Source organism: Corynebacterium sp. EPI-003-04-2554_SCH2473622 (genome assembly GCF_001665955.1).
In the GTDB taxonomy this organism is placed as follows: Bacteria; Actinomycetota; Actinomycetes; order Mycobacteriales; family Mycobacteriaceae; genus Corynebacterium; species Corynebacterium pseudodiphtheriticum.
In genome coordinates this window covers 43,322-57,757 of sequence record NZ_LZMN01000074.1, presented here as the reverse complement: position 1 = coordinate 57,757, position 14,436 = coordinate 43,322, and the positions used below count along the sequence as shown (strand labels likewise).

The window sequence follows — 14,436 nt, the reverse complement described above, 5'->3', positions numbered from 1 at the left end:
GTGCTAGGCCTCCTGGGTATCAGCGTTGTGGGACTGGGTGTGGTGGGGTTGGGTGCTTTGGTGATGCGTGCTGTCGATTTTCGGGACAACCAGAATGAGTGGGCGGATCAGCTCCCGATCCGGGGCGAGCGTAGCCACCAGGGCTTTTTCTTGGCCAATGACGGTGGCTGCCTGGCGCACCCGGGAAGAATTCTGCAAATTCTGCTTCTGCTGCTCCCAGTTATGCGCACGCTCCAGCCAATAGTCAATGTGCTGCTGAGCATGCTGGCGGGCACCATCCAACATCGGCTGCAACGTGCCAGTAGCAGTGGCAACCGACTGGGCAATGAGCTCGTGAGCGTTTTCCGGAACCCGCACATTGTCGGAGTTGATGGCATCGGTGGTCAGGCCGATCTCATGCAACCACGCAATGGGATCAGCAATGGTTTGGGCGAATAGGCCATCAGCCACGGTGACAAACGCCCGGGAGACCACCTGGCCACGCTTATTGGTCAACGTAGCCATCACCAGCACGGTCGGGCCGTCGACATCGCCTTCGATGGCAGTAATCTCACCCACGGTCAGTGACGTAAGCGCACGATCAGTAGCCCAATCCGTCACCGGGTGTAGCGGGCCCAAATAATGGGCTTTCGGCCAGGTGGAGCCATCATCACCCGTGCGGGCCTTCTCCAGCAGCTGCTCACCCAGCGCGCGAGTAGTAGCCAACTGAAACTTCTCGCGCACGCTGCGGGCAGTCAAGTAATCCTGTGGGAGGATACCCAGGCGGCGCTGCAGATCCGCCGGTGGGGTGAGCTCCGCGACGTCGTTATTGTGCAGGACGAAGCCGGTGCCGTTGTCATTGATGGGCTTTTCTGGCGCATCATGGAAGGCCTCCCGCAGCGCATCTTTCAGGTAGTCGATTTCCGAACGATACAAGCTGGCACGCTGCACAATGGTGCTGGTGGTCGTGTGGGCGTCAGCGTCGACAAGACTATCGAAAACAGCATCGGGGTTCTCGGAGCCGTCGGCAAGCCCAAGATCGAATCCAGCCAGCAACTGGTCCAACAGATCCGACTCATTCTCTGGCTCAGTATCCGTGATCTGCTCGGTGGATTTCACCACATCATCAAAACCAGCAGTGCGCTGCAAAACCTTGCGGATCTCTTCTTCCTCACCCGAGACCGAGTGCTTACCCATCAAAGACGCGACATCGCCGAGAGCACTGTGGGCCTCGTGTTCACGTTCAATGAGGCGCTGCAGAACGTGCAGCTCACCCACGTCGCCCCCCTTAGCTGGGTCCAGAAGCAATGCGGTGATCTGCGGCGGTTCAGTTTGGCCATAACGATCCACGCGGCCGTTACGCTGCTGAATGCGGATCAGCGACCACGGGATGTCGTAATGCACCATGTCATGGCACAAGGTATGCAGGTTCACGCCCTCAGAGGCAACATCACCCGTGACCAAGATGCGCAGTTTGGAATCGGTGCGTTTGAAATCATCGACCAAGCGCATCTGCTCTTGATCCGACAGGCCACCGTGCATGACCTCCACGGCTGCGGCAGGCATCTTGAGGTCTTTACGCAAGTTTTCCTGCAGCCAGTGCAACGTGGCCACACGCTCAGAAAAGACCACCACGCGGGTGTTTTTGCGGGGACCAACGCCGATTTCTTGCAGATAATTGACCAGCGCGGCGTACTTGTTGGAGTTCTGGCGGGTGATCTTATTGTTGAGCTCGCCGAGGCGCTCGAGGGCAGCGCGCTGCACGTGATCAGCTGGAGCCACATTTTTCAGGCGATTGGCAATAGTTTCCTGCAAAGCCGCTGGCGACGAAAGGAAGGCTTTTACCAGAGTCCACGGGAACAGCCGGTCTTTGGCCGGATTAGCGCCATGCTGCGGGTTAATCCAGTGTGAGTCAAGTTCGTGGGCCACAGCGTTTTCTTCGGCGGAAGCTTCCACCGGGACGTTTTTGGGCTCGGCGCGTTCTGCCCACTTAGTGCCCACAACGTTGGCGACTTCCTCGCTGTGACGGTGGCGTCGGATAATCAGGCGTTTAATGGCGTCGGTATCAAGCTCGCCAGCTGGGGAAACAGCAGTGGGATCAAGCAGGCGCAGGATCTCCTTGAACGATTCCGGATCACCATTGTGTGGCGTCGCCGAGGCCAGAAGCAGGGCTTCTGTAGTGGGTGCAAGGGTGCGAGCGAGTTCATTATTTTGCGTACCAACGTTAGTAGCGTTGTGAATCTCGTCCATCACCACCGCATCCCAACGGACTTTTTCCAACTGCGCACGATACTTCGGGCTTTTCAGCGTATCCATGGAAACGATAACCCGCGGAAAATACGTGAACGGGTTGCGGCTAGCAGGTAATTTCTGGCGAACCTTCTGGATACCATACGAGTCCAGGCGGACCAGCGGAATGGCGAAACGCGACCAGAGCTCCTGCTGGAATTGTTCCATGATGTGCTTCGGGGTAACCACGAGGATGCGCTCACCGCGGCCACGGCGGATAAGCTCGGCGAGGATCATGCCAATCTCCAGCGTCTTACCCAGGCCGACGGCATCGGCAATGAGCACGCGAGGGCGCAGGTTGTCGTCGGAAAGTGCCTTTTGTACCGCTGAGAGCTGATAGTCGAGCGGATCCATGAGCATCTCGCGGGCTACGGAAAGCTCTTTTTGATACAGCGGAATCGGGGTCTGGCGCAGGGTAGTCTCCAGCCAGAGGCGGCTGGTGCGAAAGCGTGGAGACTTGTCCGGCACCACCTCGACCCGGGAAGGGTCAACGACCTCGATGGTGTCGAGAGCGGTGTAAAAACTGGCGGTGGTATCACGCACAAACTCCGACAGACCACGGACTTTAAGCATATAGCCGTCGACGGACTGGGCGACGCCGGTGATCAGCCAGAGCTCATCGCGGACCTTGACGGTCAGGCCCGGCGCGAAAGAAGAATCCTGCTTATCCACTGCGGAGATCATAAGGACAGGATAGTGGGGGGCAAAAATACTACCGCCCACAGGGCCACGGGTGAAGACCAAAATTGGTTTTCGCGATTCAACTAGTTATTCTGAAAGCAATATGACAGGTTCGTTTCCCGGTCCGGGAATGCGAACCTTGGTCTCTTGATCGGAAATATAAGAATAAAGCATTAAAGAACTAAATCTGGGGGCGCGTCAAAATACTGTTGACTGCATTTATTCAAGAACAATACAACTATATTGAGGAGGGAAAATGGCAAATCAAATGCATCCTTCCTTAATTCGATTATATAAAAATGCGGCTGCACGGGATTCCTTCTTATACCTCGATGAATCGTACTCTGTCCCAGATGAGTATGAAAGCGGATCTTTTTATATTTTAACAGTAGTAAAGCTTACCTTTAATGACCTGACAGGAACTCGTAGAGTCCTTCGCGATATTGCAGGAAAGAATCACTGGCATACGACAGACGAACTTCGTACCTCCGAAGGTAAGGCCCGTACCATTGAAATGTTGAAACAATTTAATTCCTGGGGTGACACACACTTAATTTCTGTTGAGATTCCCCTCCATAACTCACGGGATCTCGAAAGAGCACGAGGAAATTGTCTACGCGCTCTCTTAACTCATGTTTATTTGAAGGACGATGATGAACCTCCCAAAGGGCTCATTTTTGAAAAACGTTTAAGAAATAAAGACGACGATCGAGATCGACGACTAATCAAGAAATTGAAAAATGAAAAAATTGTACCCCGTGATATTGGCACTGCCTGGGTAAGCCCAGCCGATGAATGTTTATTATGGACTCCAGATATAACGTACATGGCTTATCGTCGCCAGATTACACATAAAGAAATAAACGAAACTGGCAGCTACTTCAACGCGTATTTGGAAGAGTTCTCCACAATTATCCAGGCGCCACACTTCGACAGATAAAAAGGCCCGCACCTGCCAGTAGCTACAGTGCGGGCCGAGCCGAAGTTCATCTAATGATGAAGATCGGCTCCACATTCGCTATTATAGCACTCTGCTTCGGAATCGACCACCCGGCATTTTAGCTGCCTACGAAACAGCCAAACCCGGACAAACCCACCGAACCTAGTCCAGGATCTGCTCCCGCAGAATCGACATCGGGATCGAGCCATAGCTCAACGCCTCCGCGTGGAACTGCGGCACACTCATGCCCTGCGCCACCGCAGCATCGCGCAAATCCGACCACATGCGTTGACCCAACGCATACGACGGCGCCTGCCCCGGCCAACCCAGGTAGCGATCCAGTTCAAACGACAACGTGGCCTCATCTAACGCGCAATTATCACGCAAGAAGTTCTTGGCGTAGCACACATCCCAGTGCCCCGGACCGTCCGGCACCTTCTTGCCCAGGTGCACGCCGATATCCAGCACCACACGGGCCGCACGCAGACGCTGCGCATCCAACATGCCCAGGCGGAAGCCCGGATCATCCATATAGCCCAACTTCGCCATCAGCTGTTCGGCATACAACGCCCAGCCCTCACCATGACCGGAGTTCCAGCAGGCCACACGACGCCACAGGTTCAAGTTGTCCCGCTCCATCAGCGTCTGCCCCAACTGCAGGTGGTGGCCCGGCACGCCCTCGTGGTAGACCGTCGTCAATTCCTGCCAGGTGTGGAAGGTGGTGGTCTCCTTCGGCACCGACCACCACATGCGGCCCGGACGCGCGAAATCATCAGACGGTGGGGTGTAGAAAATACCACCAGTACCAGCCGGATCAATCTTGCACTCGATGGTGCGCACCGGCTCCGGAATATCAAACTCCGTGCCGTGCAACGCGGTAATTGCGGCGTCGGCCTTCTCCTGCATCCACTCAACCAACGCGTCGGTGCCACGCAAAAGGTACTTCGGATCCTGATTCAGCCGACGGAAAACCTCACGACAATCCGTCTCGTCGTCATAAATCTGCGCCGCAGTCTTGCGCTGCGCCTCGCTGATTTCTCGCAACTGCTCCAGGCCCCACTGGTAGGCCTCATCCAAATCCACGCTGTCGCCAACGAAAAGCCGCGAAAAACGCTCGTAGCGGTCACGGCCTACCCCATCACGGGAACTGGACTGCGGCACCACTTCCAGCGTCAACCAATCCGCAAACTCACCAAAAGCAGCCTTAGCGTCAACCACTTCCTGGCTATGCGGGTCCAGGCCCAGCCCCTCCAACAGCGAGCCTGGCTGCGCCAGATCCTCACACTGGTTCACCACGGCATCCACCTGGCGATACTTCGGCGAGTGCCCATGCGCGCAGGCGTCCTTCAGCGATTCGCGGTAACCATCCAAGCTGTTGCGCACCAAGCTCAACCGCGAGCGCAGATTATCCAGATCCTCGGTGGACTCATTGGGCATGAACACCAAGGTGTCGCGGATGGTCTGTACTGGCGAAGCGATATTGTTCAGCGCCGCCTCAGTCTCACCAGCATGGTGCAGATCCAACTCCAACAACAGCCGGTCGCGCAGCACGTTCGCGGTGACGTAATCGACTTCGTCGAAATCGTCGTCGTCATCCGACTCATCGGTGGCTTCGTCGAGTGCGTTGACGTCCTCGATCATCTCGCGGGTGCGATCAGCTACGGCCTCGTAATACTCAGGGGAGAAATCCTCCAGCTTGTCGTCGTAGCCCGCAATGCCCCACGCGGTGGCTTCGGTGGGGGAAAGTTCTGCTAAGTCATAGACAAAATTCTCGCAGGAAGCATCCAGCAAGGACGGCGGACGCGGCTCGGTGCGGTCCTTGGTCCACTGCTGCCCGGCGCGGTTTTCGCGCACGTCTGCGGTCGATTCGCTACTCATAGCAGGTGAGTCTAAACCCATTTGCCTGTAAGTTTCCACCCAGCCCGGTGTTAGTCGTCCCACCGTATACCGTCGGTTTTTACAACTGCCCCAGCAGTCACAGTAGCCACAGTAGTACCTGCTTGCCGACGTTTGCCCGGCCGCCACACACGCGGGTTTTTATGCAGGTCGTCGCCGGTACCGCCAGGGGTTCATAGTATTCTTAATAGCCATGGAGGAACCAGGAACAGCGACTGGAAAAGCAGCTGCCCACAGCAACGGCACACCGCCAGAGTCTTTCCAGCACCCCCAGGCATTCGGCCAGCCCACCACCCCTGCTGCAAAATGCCTGTATGTAATCCGCCAGAAGTCTGTGATTAGCCGGGCAGACCTGATTACCGCCACCGGTTTGTCTCAGCCGACGATCACACGCGCGATCACCACGTTGCTCAATGAAGGCTATGTGGTTGCTCGTGATGATCTCGCCCGTTCGCATGGCCGCGGTCGCCCAACGACACCGGTGGAGCTCGCGAAGCCGTTGTGGATGCTCGCCGGTATTGCGGTGGGCACGAAAGAAACTTTCCTGTCAGTGTTCGACATTCGCGGCCGTACCATCCGCGAGTCCACCATTGACACTCCCGTCGCCGAGCTGACCGAGAGCGACTTCATCCAGCACATCATGGCCGGGTTGCACCGTTTGGTCACCGGTTTGGAGCACACGTTGTTATCGGTGGGTGTGACCACCTCTGGCCAGGTCAGCCGCGACGGCGTGGTTAGCGCGCCAAACTTGGGTTGGGAGCAGGTCGACGTTGCTGCTTCCTTGCGTTATCAGTTCTCTGTGCCGGTTTCGGTGTCCTCGGCGGTGCCGGCGATCCTTGGTTCCGAGATGCAGGCTGGTGATTTGCTGGTTTCCGATGATTCCGAGCGCACGTTGGTGCTGTTCGCCGACGACTCCATCGGCGCAGCCTATACCAACCCTTCCGGCGTACACCCCATCGACGTGTTACCGCCGATCAGCAACACAGAGTTGGATATTTCTGCCGAAGCCCCGGAAAAAACCCTGATCACCCACTATATTCTACAACAGATTGCAGGCCTTTCCCCGGCCACGGAAAGTGCTTCTTCTGCGCCAGCCGAGTACTCCCCACAGACTCTTGCCGACGCCGTCGCCATCGCGGACTCGGACACCGCAGTGCGTAAAATCCTGGATGCCCGCGCCAGCGCACTAGCGAAACTCACGGTGGATCTGGTGAAAGAGCACAAGATTTCCACGGTGGTAGTGGCGGGCTCGGCCTTCGTGGATGATCCACTCGCTCCGAAGATCTTTGCCGCTACCGTCCGCGAGATCATGACTAAGGAGAAAGCCCCGAAGATGCGCATGGTGCCTACTCACGAAGAAGTCGTGCGCTCCATTACGCGTGCGGCGGCACTGGATCAGATGTTGCGTGAACCGCTGAAGCTGGTGCGCAGCGACGATTAGTCGTACGTGGGTTCAACAGGCTGCATGGGATCAGTGGGCTTAGTTGACTCAGTGGGCTAGCCGTTGAGTTCTTTGTGCGCGGCGGCGGTTTCCACGTATTTTGCTGCGTGCGGGATGAATGCCTGAGATTCTTCGTCGGAAAGCTCACGACGCACCTTCGCTGGCACCCCAGCGGCCAAGACTTTATCCCCGATTTCCGCGCCTTCCAGCACCACCGCCCCAGCAGCAATCAGCGCGCCGGCACCAATCACTGAGCGCGAAAGCAGCGCGGATTTCATGCCGATCAGCGTTCCATTGCCCACGTGCGCTCCATGCACGAGCGCCATGTGGCCGATGGTGACGTCGTCGCCAAGCACGCAATCGGCATCGGCGTCGACGTGCAACACCGAATTGTCCTGGATATTAGTGCGAGCGCCGACTTTGATGCGGTTGGAATCTGCGCGCAACACACAGCCATAAAACACAGAAGCCTGCGGACCAATTTCTACATCGCCGATCAAGGTGGCATTCGGGGCGACGAAAGCAGATTCGTGCACGCGCGGAGTTTTGCCATTAAAAGGAAGGATCAAAGCCATGCCACCATGCTAATGCGATAGTGCTTGCCGACGGCATGTTTAACGTGAAACTTGGTCCACCAATTCACACAGTTGCCCGACGCCCAAATACAGCCGGGCGCACATCCCAAGCTCCGCCGCAGCAGCCAGATGGCCCTCGTTCGTGCTGATAAACATGGTCTCGCGCACGCTGCCCCCGATCGCGTCGGCAGCAACTTCCAACATGCGTTCGTCGGGAAGCGCCACCCCGATATCGCAGGAGAGCACCAGGGCATCGAGCTCTGCGAACTGCGGGTGCTGGCTGCGCAAGTTCTGCGCCTGGCTCAATGGACAATTAGCGGTGCCACCAACGGACATGCCGGCGTCCAGCAGGCTATCGATGCAGCCCCACACCTCGGTATCCAGATGGTTGGACGGGTTGGTATCGGCGGCAATGGCCTCGGCAATATCGCAATCGTCCAGGCCTACGCGGGCGATCATTTGCTGCCAAAACCGCTGATCGCCCAGGTCACCGCTGAAATAGGCTGGGCGGAGACCTGCGAATACCTGCCAGAATTTCTGCGCTTGCTCCGAGGCCACGTCATAGATACCTGCAGCCTGCAGCAATGCTCGGTCGCGCGCGTCACGCGGGGTACGCACCAGCGTACCTGGCAAGTCCACCAGCAGTTTCATCTGTGCCATACCCGCCCAGTATAGAGCGGGAAGAATCCACGCGCCGTGGGGTTGGCTAGTGCATGGTGTCCGGTCCTGGGTTCTGCGAGTGCTGATTCACCGGCGCCCACTGCACGCCTTGTTCGCTGCGCAGGCGGCGGTTCCACACCGGGTTGGCACCAGGCATAAACCAGATCAGCACCCCGGAGATCGCGGCAATCAGCGCCCCGCCGAGCACAGAATAATCGTGTGGGATCCACCAGAATCCGGCCATCGTCATCGCGATGATCACCAGCCAAATCAATGGAATATAGAGGTTTAGATTCAGGCGACTGGCCGTGCGGTATTCACTCCAATCTTCAGCCGGGAAGCGATTTCTGGCTTCGGAGCGAATACGACGGGCCGTCTTTTGCGATAGCGCCACGACAGCAAACAGCAGCAGAGCCAAGCCAACGCCAGCGATGAGCAACTCCCCGTTCACGCAGCCATAGATCAACACCATGCAGGCAACAACTAAGGTTAATCTTTCCACACCAGTGAGGGGTAAACCATTAGTAGGATTCACATCCGGATAAAGACTGCGAAAAGAGCTGGCAGTGGGGGCATTCACGGGTTTTCTCCTGAATAAAATACAAAGACATGGCCAATTGGTTTTAGCCTAGCCTATTATTTCTTAGGTTTTCCAGGTATTCTACAGATGCACAAAATTCGGGAAGCTCTGCTAGAAGAATATCTGCAGGACAACCCCACATTTCACACAGTTTTACCGCCGCGTCTATTCACCACTGCCTGCGCGGAAATCCTGCCCGGAACCGCGCGGTACCTGAAAGACACCTGCATGAGTTTAGGAGTCCACAGTGTCTCAGCAGTCGACGTCTCGACTACGCACGCTTTCCCGCCGCGCTATAGCCAGTAGCTTTGCCTTATCTTTAGGCTCGCTCAGCGCGCTGGCTGTAGCATTCACCCCCACCGCTCATGCGGCAGAACAATGCAGTTTCAACTGGGGCATCAAGCAGTCCTACCGCAACTACATCCAGGGCCCAGTAGCGAAAGGCGGCTGGGGAGCAGACGGCATCGGTTTTAGCGGCAGCGAGACCGGCCCGGACGGTGCCTTCGTATTCTCCCCGAAAAAGACCGAGGCCAACGGCAACAGTGTCACCTTCAACTTCAACGGCACGCTAAAGTTCAATGGCCACGGACACCACGGCAAAACTAATATCGACCTGCTGGATATGACGCTTTCAGACTGGAAGGTTCGCGCCGAAGGCAACCGGGCAGACATCATCGTCGACTACGTTTCCTATGAATCCGACATGGTCGACACCAGCAAACGCGGCCCGCAAATCACCGGCGACGACGTCGCCATCGCCACCATCAACCTGAACACCCCGGTCGAATCCGGCGCCAGTGAGGTCAACCTGGCCGGCACCACCAACCTGACCGCCGAAGGTCAAAAGCTGTTCTTGGCCTATGACGCAGGCCAAGAAATGGATCCGACCTCCGGGGCCATTAAAACCGACGGTAGCTGCGATTCCGGTGGTAATTCTGGTGGCTCAGGTTCCGGTGGTAACAAGCGCACGCTAAACACCATCAAGGGCAATTTCACTGGTTTCAACAAAGAAATCATGTCCATGCTGCAAGAATCCAACGACACCCTGAACGCCTTCACCACGTTCATGGGCAACAGCCAGGCGTTCTTGGATGAATACGAGTCTTATCAGAAACGCTTCGGCGGCGGCTCCGGCACCAGCGGCACGGGGAACAACAGTGGCGGCACGACTTCCGGTGGCAGCAGATCGGGCGGCGGTAACTCGAATTCCGCTCAGTCTCAATCCGGTGGCGCTGGTGGCAACAGTGGCACCGGTGGTACGGGTGGCGGAACTACCTCTGGTGGTGGTGCCAACAATGCAGCTGGCGCTGGTGGAGGAACCGGCAACGTGGCTGGTGGCAACACGGGCGAAGCAGGCACAGGCGGTGCGGGCGAACAATGCCATGCCACCGGGGTCACCTCTTCCACCCTGGGTTGGGGTTTGAAGAAGTCTTTCCGCTCGTACATCACCGGTTCTATCGCCAAGGGATCCTGGACGCTGCAGGGTAGCGACTACGTCGACGGCCAGTACCGCTTCAGCGGTAACACCGGCAACGTAGATACTGGCGCGAAAACTGGCAGCATCCGGCACAACGGCGCGGTGCAATTCGATGGCCACCACGGCGTGCTGGATTTGAATGTCTCGAACCCAGAGGTCACGTTCAACGGCAACTCCGGCAAACTGCTTGCCGACGTCCGCTCGTCCACCATGGAAGGCGAAAAACTCAACTTCGGCCGCGTAGCGGTCGCAGATCTGCAGTTCGACTCGCTCAATGTGGATGCCAACAAGGCCAGTGGTAAAGCTCGAGTGTTCCTGACCGATACCGGTGCAAAGGCCTTCGCCGGTTTCTACGAGCCCGGCCTGGAATTGGATCCGCTGAACTTTGATGCCCAGCTCGGCGGTGCGGGCGACTGCTCTGCAGCCGGAGGCGCTTCTGGTTCTGGCACCGCGGGCGGTGCCGCTGGTTCCGGCGGTGCTGGGGGCACCGGCAAGGTCGCTGGTGGCGGTGGCACCGGTGACGTCGCAGGCGGTGCTGATAATCCGCTGTCTGGGGAAGGCCAGACCACCGGCTACGAAAACGGTTCCGGAAACTTCAAAATTAAATCCGCTGGCGCCAACAACTCTGGCCTGGGCGAAAACCCAAGCACCTACATTCTGTTGTTCTTAGCCGGCTTGATCGTCGCTGGTGGTTCCATGAGCCACCTGGTCATGCGCAACCCGGCCTAAGCCCCTCCCCGCGTCTATCCCACGCCTGTCCTGTGACTATCGCACGACTGCGCAACAACTCCCAATGACTCCCCAAGCTCCCATACCGCACCCCGAAAGGATAAGCCCGTGCTGACCACCACTCCTGTGCTGCCGAAAACCAGCGCCCGAAGCATGCTCACGGCGATCATACTGGCTGCCTCGCTCGTACTCACCGCCTGCGGCATCCAGGGAGAATACGCCCACACCGGCGATTCCCAGCTCCGCGAGCAACTACCCGCAGCAGGAGATCTCAACGATCCACGCTCATTCACCGGTGTCACCCACGTCGACGATTTCGAGGACGTCGTTCCGGTCGTGGACAACCCCGAACCACAACTACCGGTGGAGTTGACCGACGCTGACGGCTACGACGTCGTCGTCGAGGATGTCTCCCGCATCCTAGCGCTGGACTTGTACGGCACGTACACCAAAACCCTGACTGGCCTGGGCCTAGCGGACAATATCGTCGGCCGCACGGTCTCTTCCACGGAAGACATCATGGCGGATAAGCCCGTCGTCACCGAAGGTGGCCACAACATCAACGTCGAGGCTGTCCTGGAGCTACAGCCGTCGATCGTGATCGTGGATCACTCCATTGGCCCACGGGATGCTATCGATCAGATCCGCAATGCGGGTGTGACCACCGTGGTCATGGAGCCGACCCGCACCATTGATTCCATTGCAGAAGACATCACCACCCTGGGCGGAGTTGTCGGTTTGCCGGATGAGGCAGAGCAACTCGCCCAACGCAGCGTCGACGAGCTGGAAAAGGATCTCGCGGCCATTCAAGAGCTCGTCCCAGAAGATCCGATGCGCATCGCGTTTTTGTACGCCCGCGGCACAGCTGGCGTGTTCTTCATCATGGGTGAGGGCACCGGCGCGAAAGACCTCATCGAAGGCGTCGGCGGTATCGACCTAGCAACCGAGCACAACCTGTCCTATGTGGAACCAGCGAATGCGGAATCGCTCGCGAAGATCAACCCGGAACTCATCATCATGATGACCAAGGGGCTCGAATCCACCGGCGGCATCGAAGGCCTCATGGAACGGCCGGGTATCGCACAAACCATCGCCGGACAGAAACAACGTATTGTTACACTTCCCGACGGCCAATCCCTGGCCTTCGGCCCGATGACCGGACAAACCCTCTTGCGTCTAGCACAGGCGATTTATGACCCAGAACAGCAATAAGACCACCACTGCCCCGTCGGCTGCGCGTGCGGCCACGACGGCGCGCCACCGCCGAGAAAACCCCCGGGCACCCCAGCAACACCACGATGTCTTCGCTCAACGCCACCGTTTGCGTGTGGGCACCTTCGTCGCACTGATCGTGCTGCTGGTGGGTTCTGTGCTCTTGTCGACGGCGCTGGGCCAGTACTACCTGTCCTTGCCGGATCTGCTCAGCATTTTGACCTCCGGGCCACGTGCAGAAACTGATATTGCCGCCAGCGTGGTGTGGGACATTCGCCTGCCGCGAATCTTCCTAGGCTTTTTGGTCGGCGCCGCTTTAGGTGTAGCTGGCTGTTTAATGCAGGCGGTGTTCGCTAACCCACTGGCAGAGCCCAGCATCGTCGGCGTAACCTCAGGTGCCGGTGTCGGTGCGGCCCTGGTCATCGTGTTTGAGGTCAGTTTTTTAGGTACGTTCACCGTGCCTGCCGCAGCTTTTCTCACCTCACTGATCGTCACTGCAATCATTTATCGCCTGGCGCATAACCGTGGCAAAGTGGCCGTCGTCAACTTGATTTTGACCGGCATTGCCGTCAATGCGGTGTGTGGCGCCTTGATTTCTTTCATGGTGTATCTGGCGCCGACGACCAGCCGCGAGCAGATCATTTTCTGGCAGATGGGTTCGCTCAACGGTTCCCAGTGGAAGCATGTCTGGGTGGTTTTGCCGATCGTCGTCGTCGGTTTTGCCATCGCCTCGCGTTTGGGCGCCCAGCTTGATGTGTTGGCTTTGGGTGAAAAAGCTGCCGGGCACACGGGCATCAACGTCGCAGCATTGCGCATGGTCGCTATCGTCGCTTCGGCGGTGCTGACGGCTGCGGCGGTGTCTTTCGCCGGCCTGATTGGTTTCGTCGGTTTGATCGTGCCGCACGTGTTGCGCACCATTGTCGGCCCGGAAAATAAGATTCTGCTGCCAGCTTCGGCGCTGGCCGGTGCGTTGTTGATTGCGCTTGCCGACGTCGCCGCCCGGACCCTGATCCCGTTTGCGGATCTGCCGATCGGTATTTTCACCGCACTGGTTGGCGGGCCAACCTTCTTCATCCTCTTGCGTAGGATGATGCGGAAAGGATCTGTCTAGTGAGTATCGTCGAAATTTCTCAGCTAAGCGTAGAGGTTGGTCAGAAGACCCTGCTGCGCGATATCAGTGTGCACGCGGAAGCTGGGCAGGTCACCGGCCTGATTGGGCCGAATGGTGCGGGCAAGTCCACGCTATTGGCTGCGATGTGCGGCGATCTCGAGACGTCGACTGGCACCATCAGTTTGGCTGGCGTGAACCCAGCGCAGGCATCCCCGAAAGAGCTGGCGCTGATCCGTGCGGTGATGCTGCAGGATGTTTCGGTTTCTTTTGAGTTCTTAGTACGCGATGTGGTGGCTATGGGCCGTCGTCCATGGGCGAAAAAGGTGGAGCCACACGTCGACGAGCAGATCATCGATGCCGCGCTTGCAGCCACAGACACAGTGCATCTTGCTGGGCGCGATATTGCGACGCTTTCTGGTGGCGAGCGGGCCCGGGTGGCATTGGCGCGGGTGTTGGCGCAGCAGACACCGATCGTGTTTTTGGATGAACCGACGGCCGCACTGGACATCAGCCACCAGGAGCAGGTGTTGGCATTGGTGAAGAATTTGGCACGTGAGGCCAATATTGCGGTGTTTGTGGTCATGCATGATTTGAATGCGGCCGCGGCTTATTGCGATCGGATTATTTGTCTTGCCGACGGCGCCATCGCTGCTATGGGGGAGGTTTCTGAGGTATATACCGACGAGATTTTATCTTCTGTCTACCAGTGGCCGATCGAGGTGACCTCGCATAATGGACAATACTTGGTGAGCCCAGCACGCCAGTACCCTACCCCCGAGCAGGACGATTTGGTGCGGTTATTGGGTACCCGTTAAACGCTTGTCGACGGTAGGCGTGGCGCTGTGGCCAGCGCTTATCGTCGTTAT

The 14,436-nt window shown here is 57.7% G+C and carries 11 protein-coding genes; 6 read left to right on the top strand and 5 right to left on the bottom strand.

What is annotated here, in order from left to right:
- Nucleotides 1-3: 3 nt before the first annotated feature.
- Entirely contained in the window at nucleotides 4-2,952 is a 2,949-nt protein-coding gene (locus tag A5774_RS08540; protein ID WP_064834366.1) for a DEAD/DEAH box helicase, read from the bottom strand.
- A gap of 253 nt (nucleotides 2,953-3,205) precedes the next feature.
- Here A5774_RS08540 and A5774_RS08535 point away from each other — a divergent pair, with 253 nt between their 5' ends.
- Nucleotides 3,206-3,889: a hypothetical protein gene (locus tag A5774_RS08535; protein WP_064834365.1), complete on the top strand. Its 684-nt coding sequence runs from the start codon at nucleotides 3,206-3,208 to the stop codon at nucleotides 3,887-3,889.
- A gap of 162 nt (nucleotides 3,890-4,051) precedes the next feature.
- Here the strand turns inward: A5774_RS08535 and A5774_RS08530 are convergent, their stop codons facing one another.
- A complete protein-coding gene (locus tag A5774_RS08530; RefSeq protein ID WP_064834364.1) occupies nucleotides 4,052-5,767 on the bottom strand; it encodes a DUF885 domain-containing protein in 1,716 nt (571 codons plus the stop codon).
- 211 nt (nucleotides 5,768-5,978) lie between these two features.
- Between A5774_RS08530 and A5774_RS08525 the strand changes: the two genes are divergently transcribed.
- On the top strand, nucleotides 5,979-7,226 hold the full coding sequence (locus A5774_RS08525; protein WP_021352841.1) for an ROK family protein: 1,248 nt from the start codon (nucleotides 5,979-5,981) through the stop codon (nucleotides 7,224-7,226).
- Nucleotides 7,227-7,282: 56 nt separating this feature from the next.
- Here the strand turns inward: A5774_RS08525 and A5774_RS08520 are convergent, their stop codons facing one another.
- The 3 genes from A5774_RS08520 to A5774_RS08510 are packed head-to-tail and all read right to left on the bottom strand — an operon-like array spanning nucleotide 7,283 to nucleotide 8,933.
- Nucleotides 7,283-7,801, bottom strand: a complete 519-nt coding sequence (locus A5774_RS08520; RefSeq protein WP_064834358.1) for a gamma carbonic anhydrase family protein — start codon at nucleotides 7,799-7,801, stop codon at nucleotides 7,283-7,285.
- 39 nt (nucleotides 7,802-7,840) lie between these two features.
- Nucleotides 7,841-8,461 (bottom strand): HAD family hydrolase, encoded by a 621-nt coding sequence (locus A5774_RS08515; protein ID WP_082936176.1) that lies wholly within the window; start codon nucleotides 8,459-8,461, stop codon nucleotides 7,841-7,843.
- 46 nt (nucleotides 8,462-8,507) lie between these two features.
- Entirely contained in the window at nucleotides 8,508-8,933 is a 426-nt protein-coding gene (locus tag A5774_RS08510; protein WP_082936175.1) for a hypothetical protein, read from the bottom strand.
- 403 nt (nucleotides 8,934-9,336) lie between these two features.
- Between A5774_RS08510 and A5774_RS08505 the strand changes: the two genes are divergently transcribed.
- The 4 genes from A5774_RS08505 to A5774_RS08490 all read left to right on the top strand — a co-directional run bounded on the left by A5774_RS08505 (nucleotide 9,337) and on the right by A5774_RS08490 (nucleotide 14,385).
- The gene (locus A5774_RS08505; RefSeq protein WP_082936178.1) at nucleotides 9,337-11,247 is read left to right on the top strand and encodes an HtaA domain-containing protein; all 1,911 of its coding nucleotides are present in this window, start codon (nucleotides 9,337-9,339) and stop codon (nucleotides 11,245-11,247) included.
- Between the two features lie 153 nt (nucleotides 11,248-11,400).
- On the top strand, nucleotides 11,401-12,459 hold the full coding sequence (locus A5774_RS08500; protein ID WP_027018376.1) for a hemin ABC transporter substrate-binding protein: 1,059 nt from the start codon (nucleotides 11,401-11,403) through the stop codon (nucleotides 12,457-12,459).
- The gene (locus A5774_RS08495) at nucleotides 12,440-13,570 is read left to right on the top strand and encodes an iron ABC transporter permease (RefSeq protein WP_023018601.1); all 1,131 of its coding nucleotides are present in this window, start codon (nucleotides 12,440-12,442) and stop codon (nucleotides 13,568-13,570) included. Before A5774_RS08500 ends, A5774_RS08495 begins: the two co-directional genes overlap by 20 nt.
- Nucleotides 13,570-14,385 carry a heme ABC transporter ATP-binding protein gene (locus tag A5774_RS08490; protein WP_064834352.1) on the top strand — a complete coding sequence of 272 codons (816 nt, stop codon included), beginning with the start codon at nucleotides 13,570-13,572 and terminating at the stop codon, nucleotides 14,383-14,385. Before A5774_RS08495 ends, A5774_RS08490 begins: the two co-directional genes overlap by 1 nt.
- The last annotated feature ends 51 nt before the right edge of the window (nucleotides 14,386-14,436 follow it).

Coding starts and splice junctions, on each gene's coding strand:
- A5774_RS08500 (WP_027018376.1), top strand. CDS start 11,401: ATGCTCACGGCGATCATACTGGCTGCCTCGCTCGTACTCACCGCCTGC.
- A5774_RS08525 (WP_021352841.1), top strand. CDS start 5,979: ATGGAGGAACCAGGAACAGCGACTGGAAAAGCAGCTGCCCACAGCAAC.
- A5774_RS08530 (WP_064834364.1), bottom strand. CDS start 5,767: ATGAGTAGCGAATCGACCGCAGACGTGCGCGAAAACCGCGCCGGGCAG.
- A5774_RS08535 (WP_064834365.1), top strand. CDS start 3,206: ATGGCAAATCAAATGCATCCTTCCTTAATTCGATTATATAAAAATGCG.
- A5774_RS08510 (WP_082936175.1), bottom strand. CDS start 8,933: ATGGTGTTGATCTATGGCTGCGTGAACGGGGAGTTGCTCATCGCTGGC.
- A5774_RS08515 (WP_082936176.1), bottom strand. CDS start 8,461: ATGGCACAGATGAAACTGCTGGTGGACTTGCCAGGTACGCTGGTGCGT.
- A5774_RS08540 (WP_064834366.1), bottom strand. CDS start 2,952: ATGATCTCCGCAGTGGATAAGCAGGATTCTTCTTTCGCGCCGGGCCTG.
- A5774_RS08520 (WP_064834358.1), bottom strand. CDS start 7,801: ATGGCTTTGATCCTTCCTTTTAATGGCAAAACTCCGCGCGTGCACGAA.
- A5774_RS08495 (WP_023018601.1), top strand. CDS start 12,440: ATGACCCAGAACAGCAATAAGACCACCACTGCCCCGTCGGCTGCGCGT.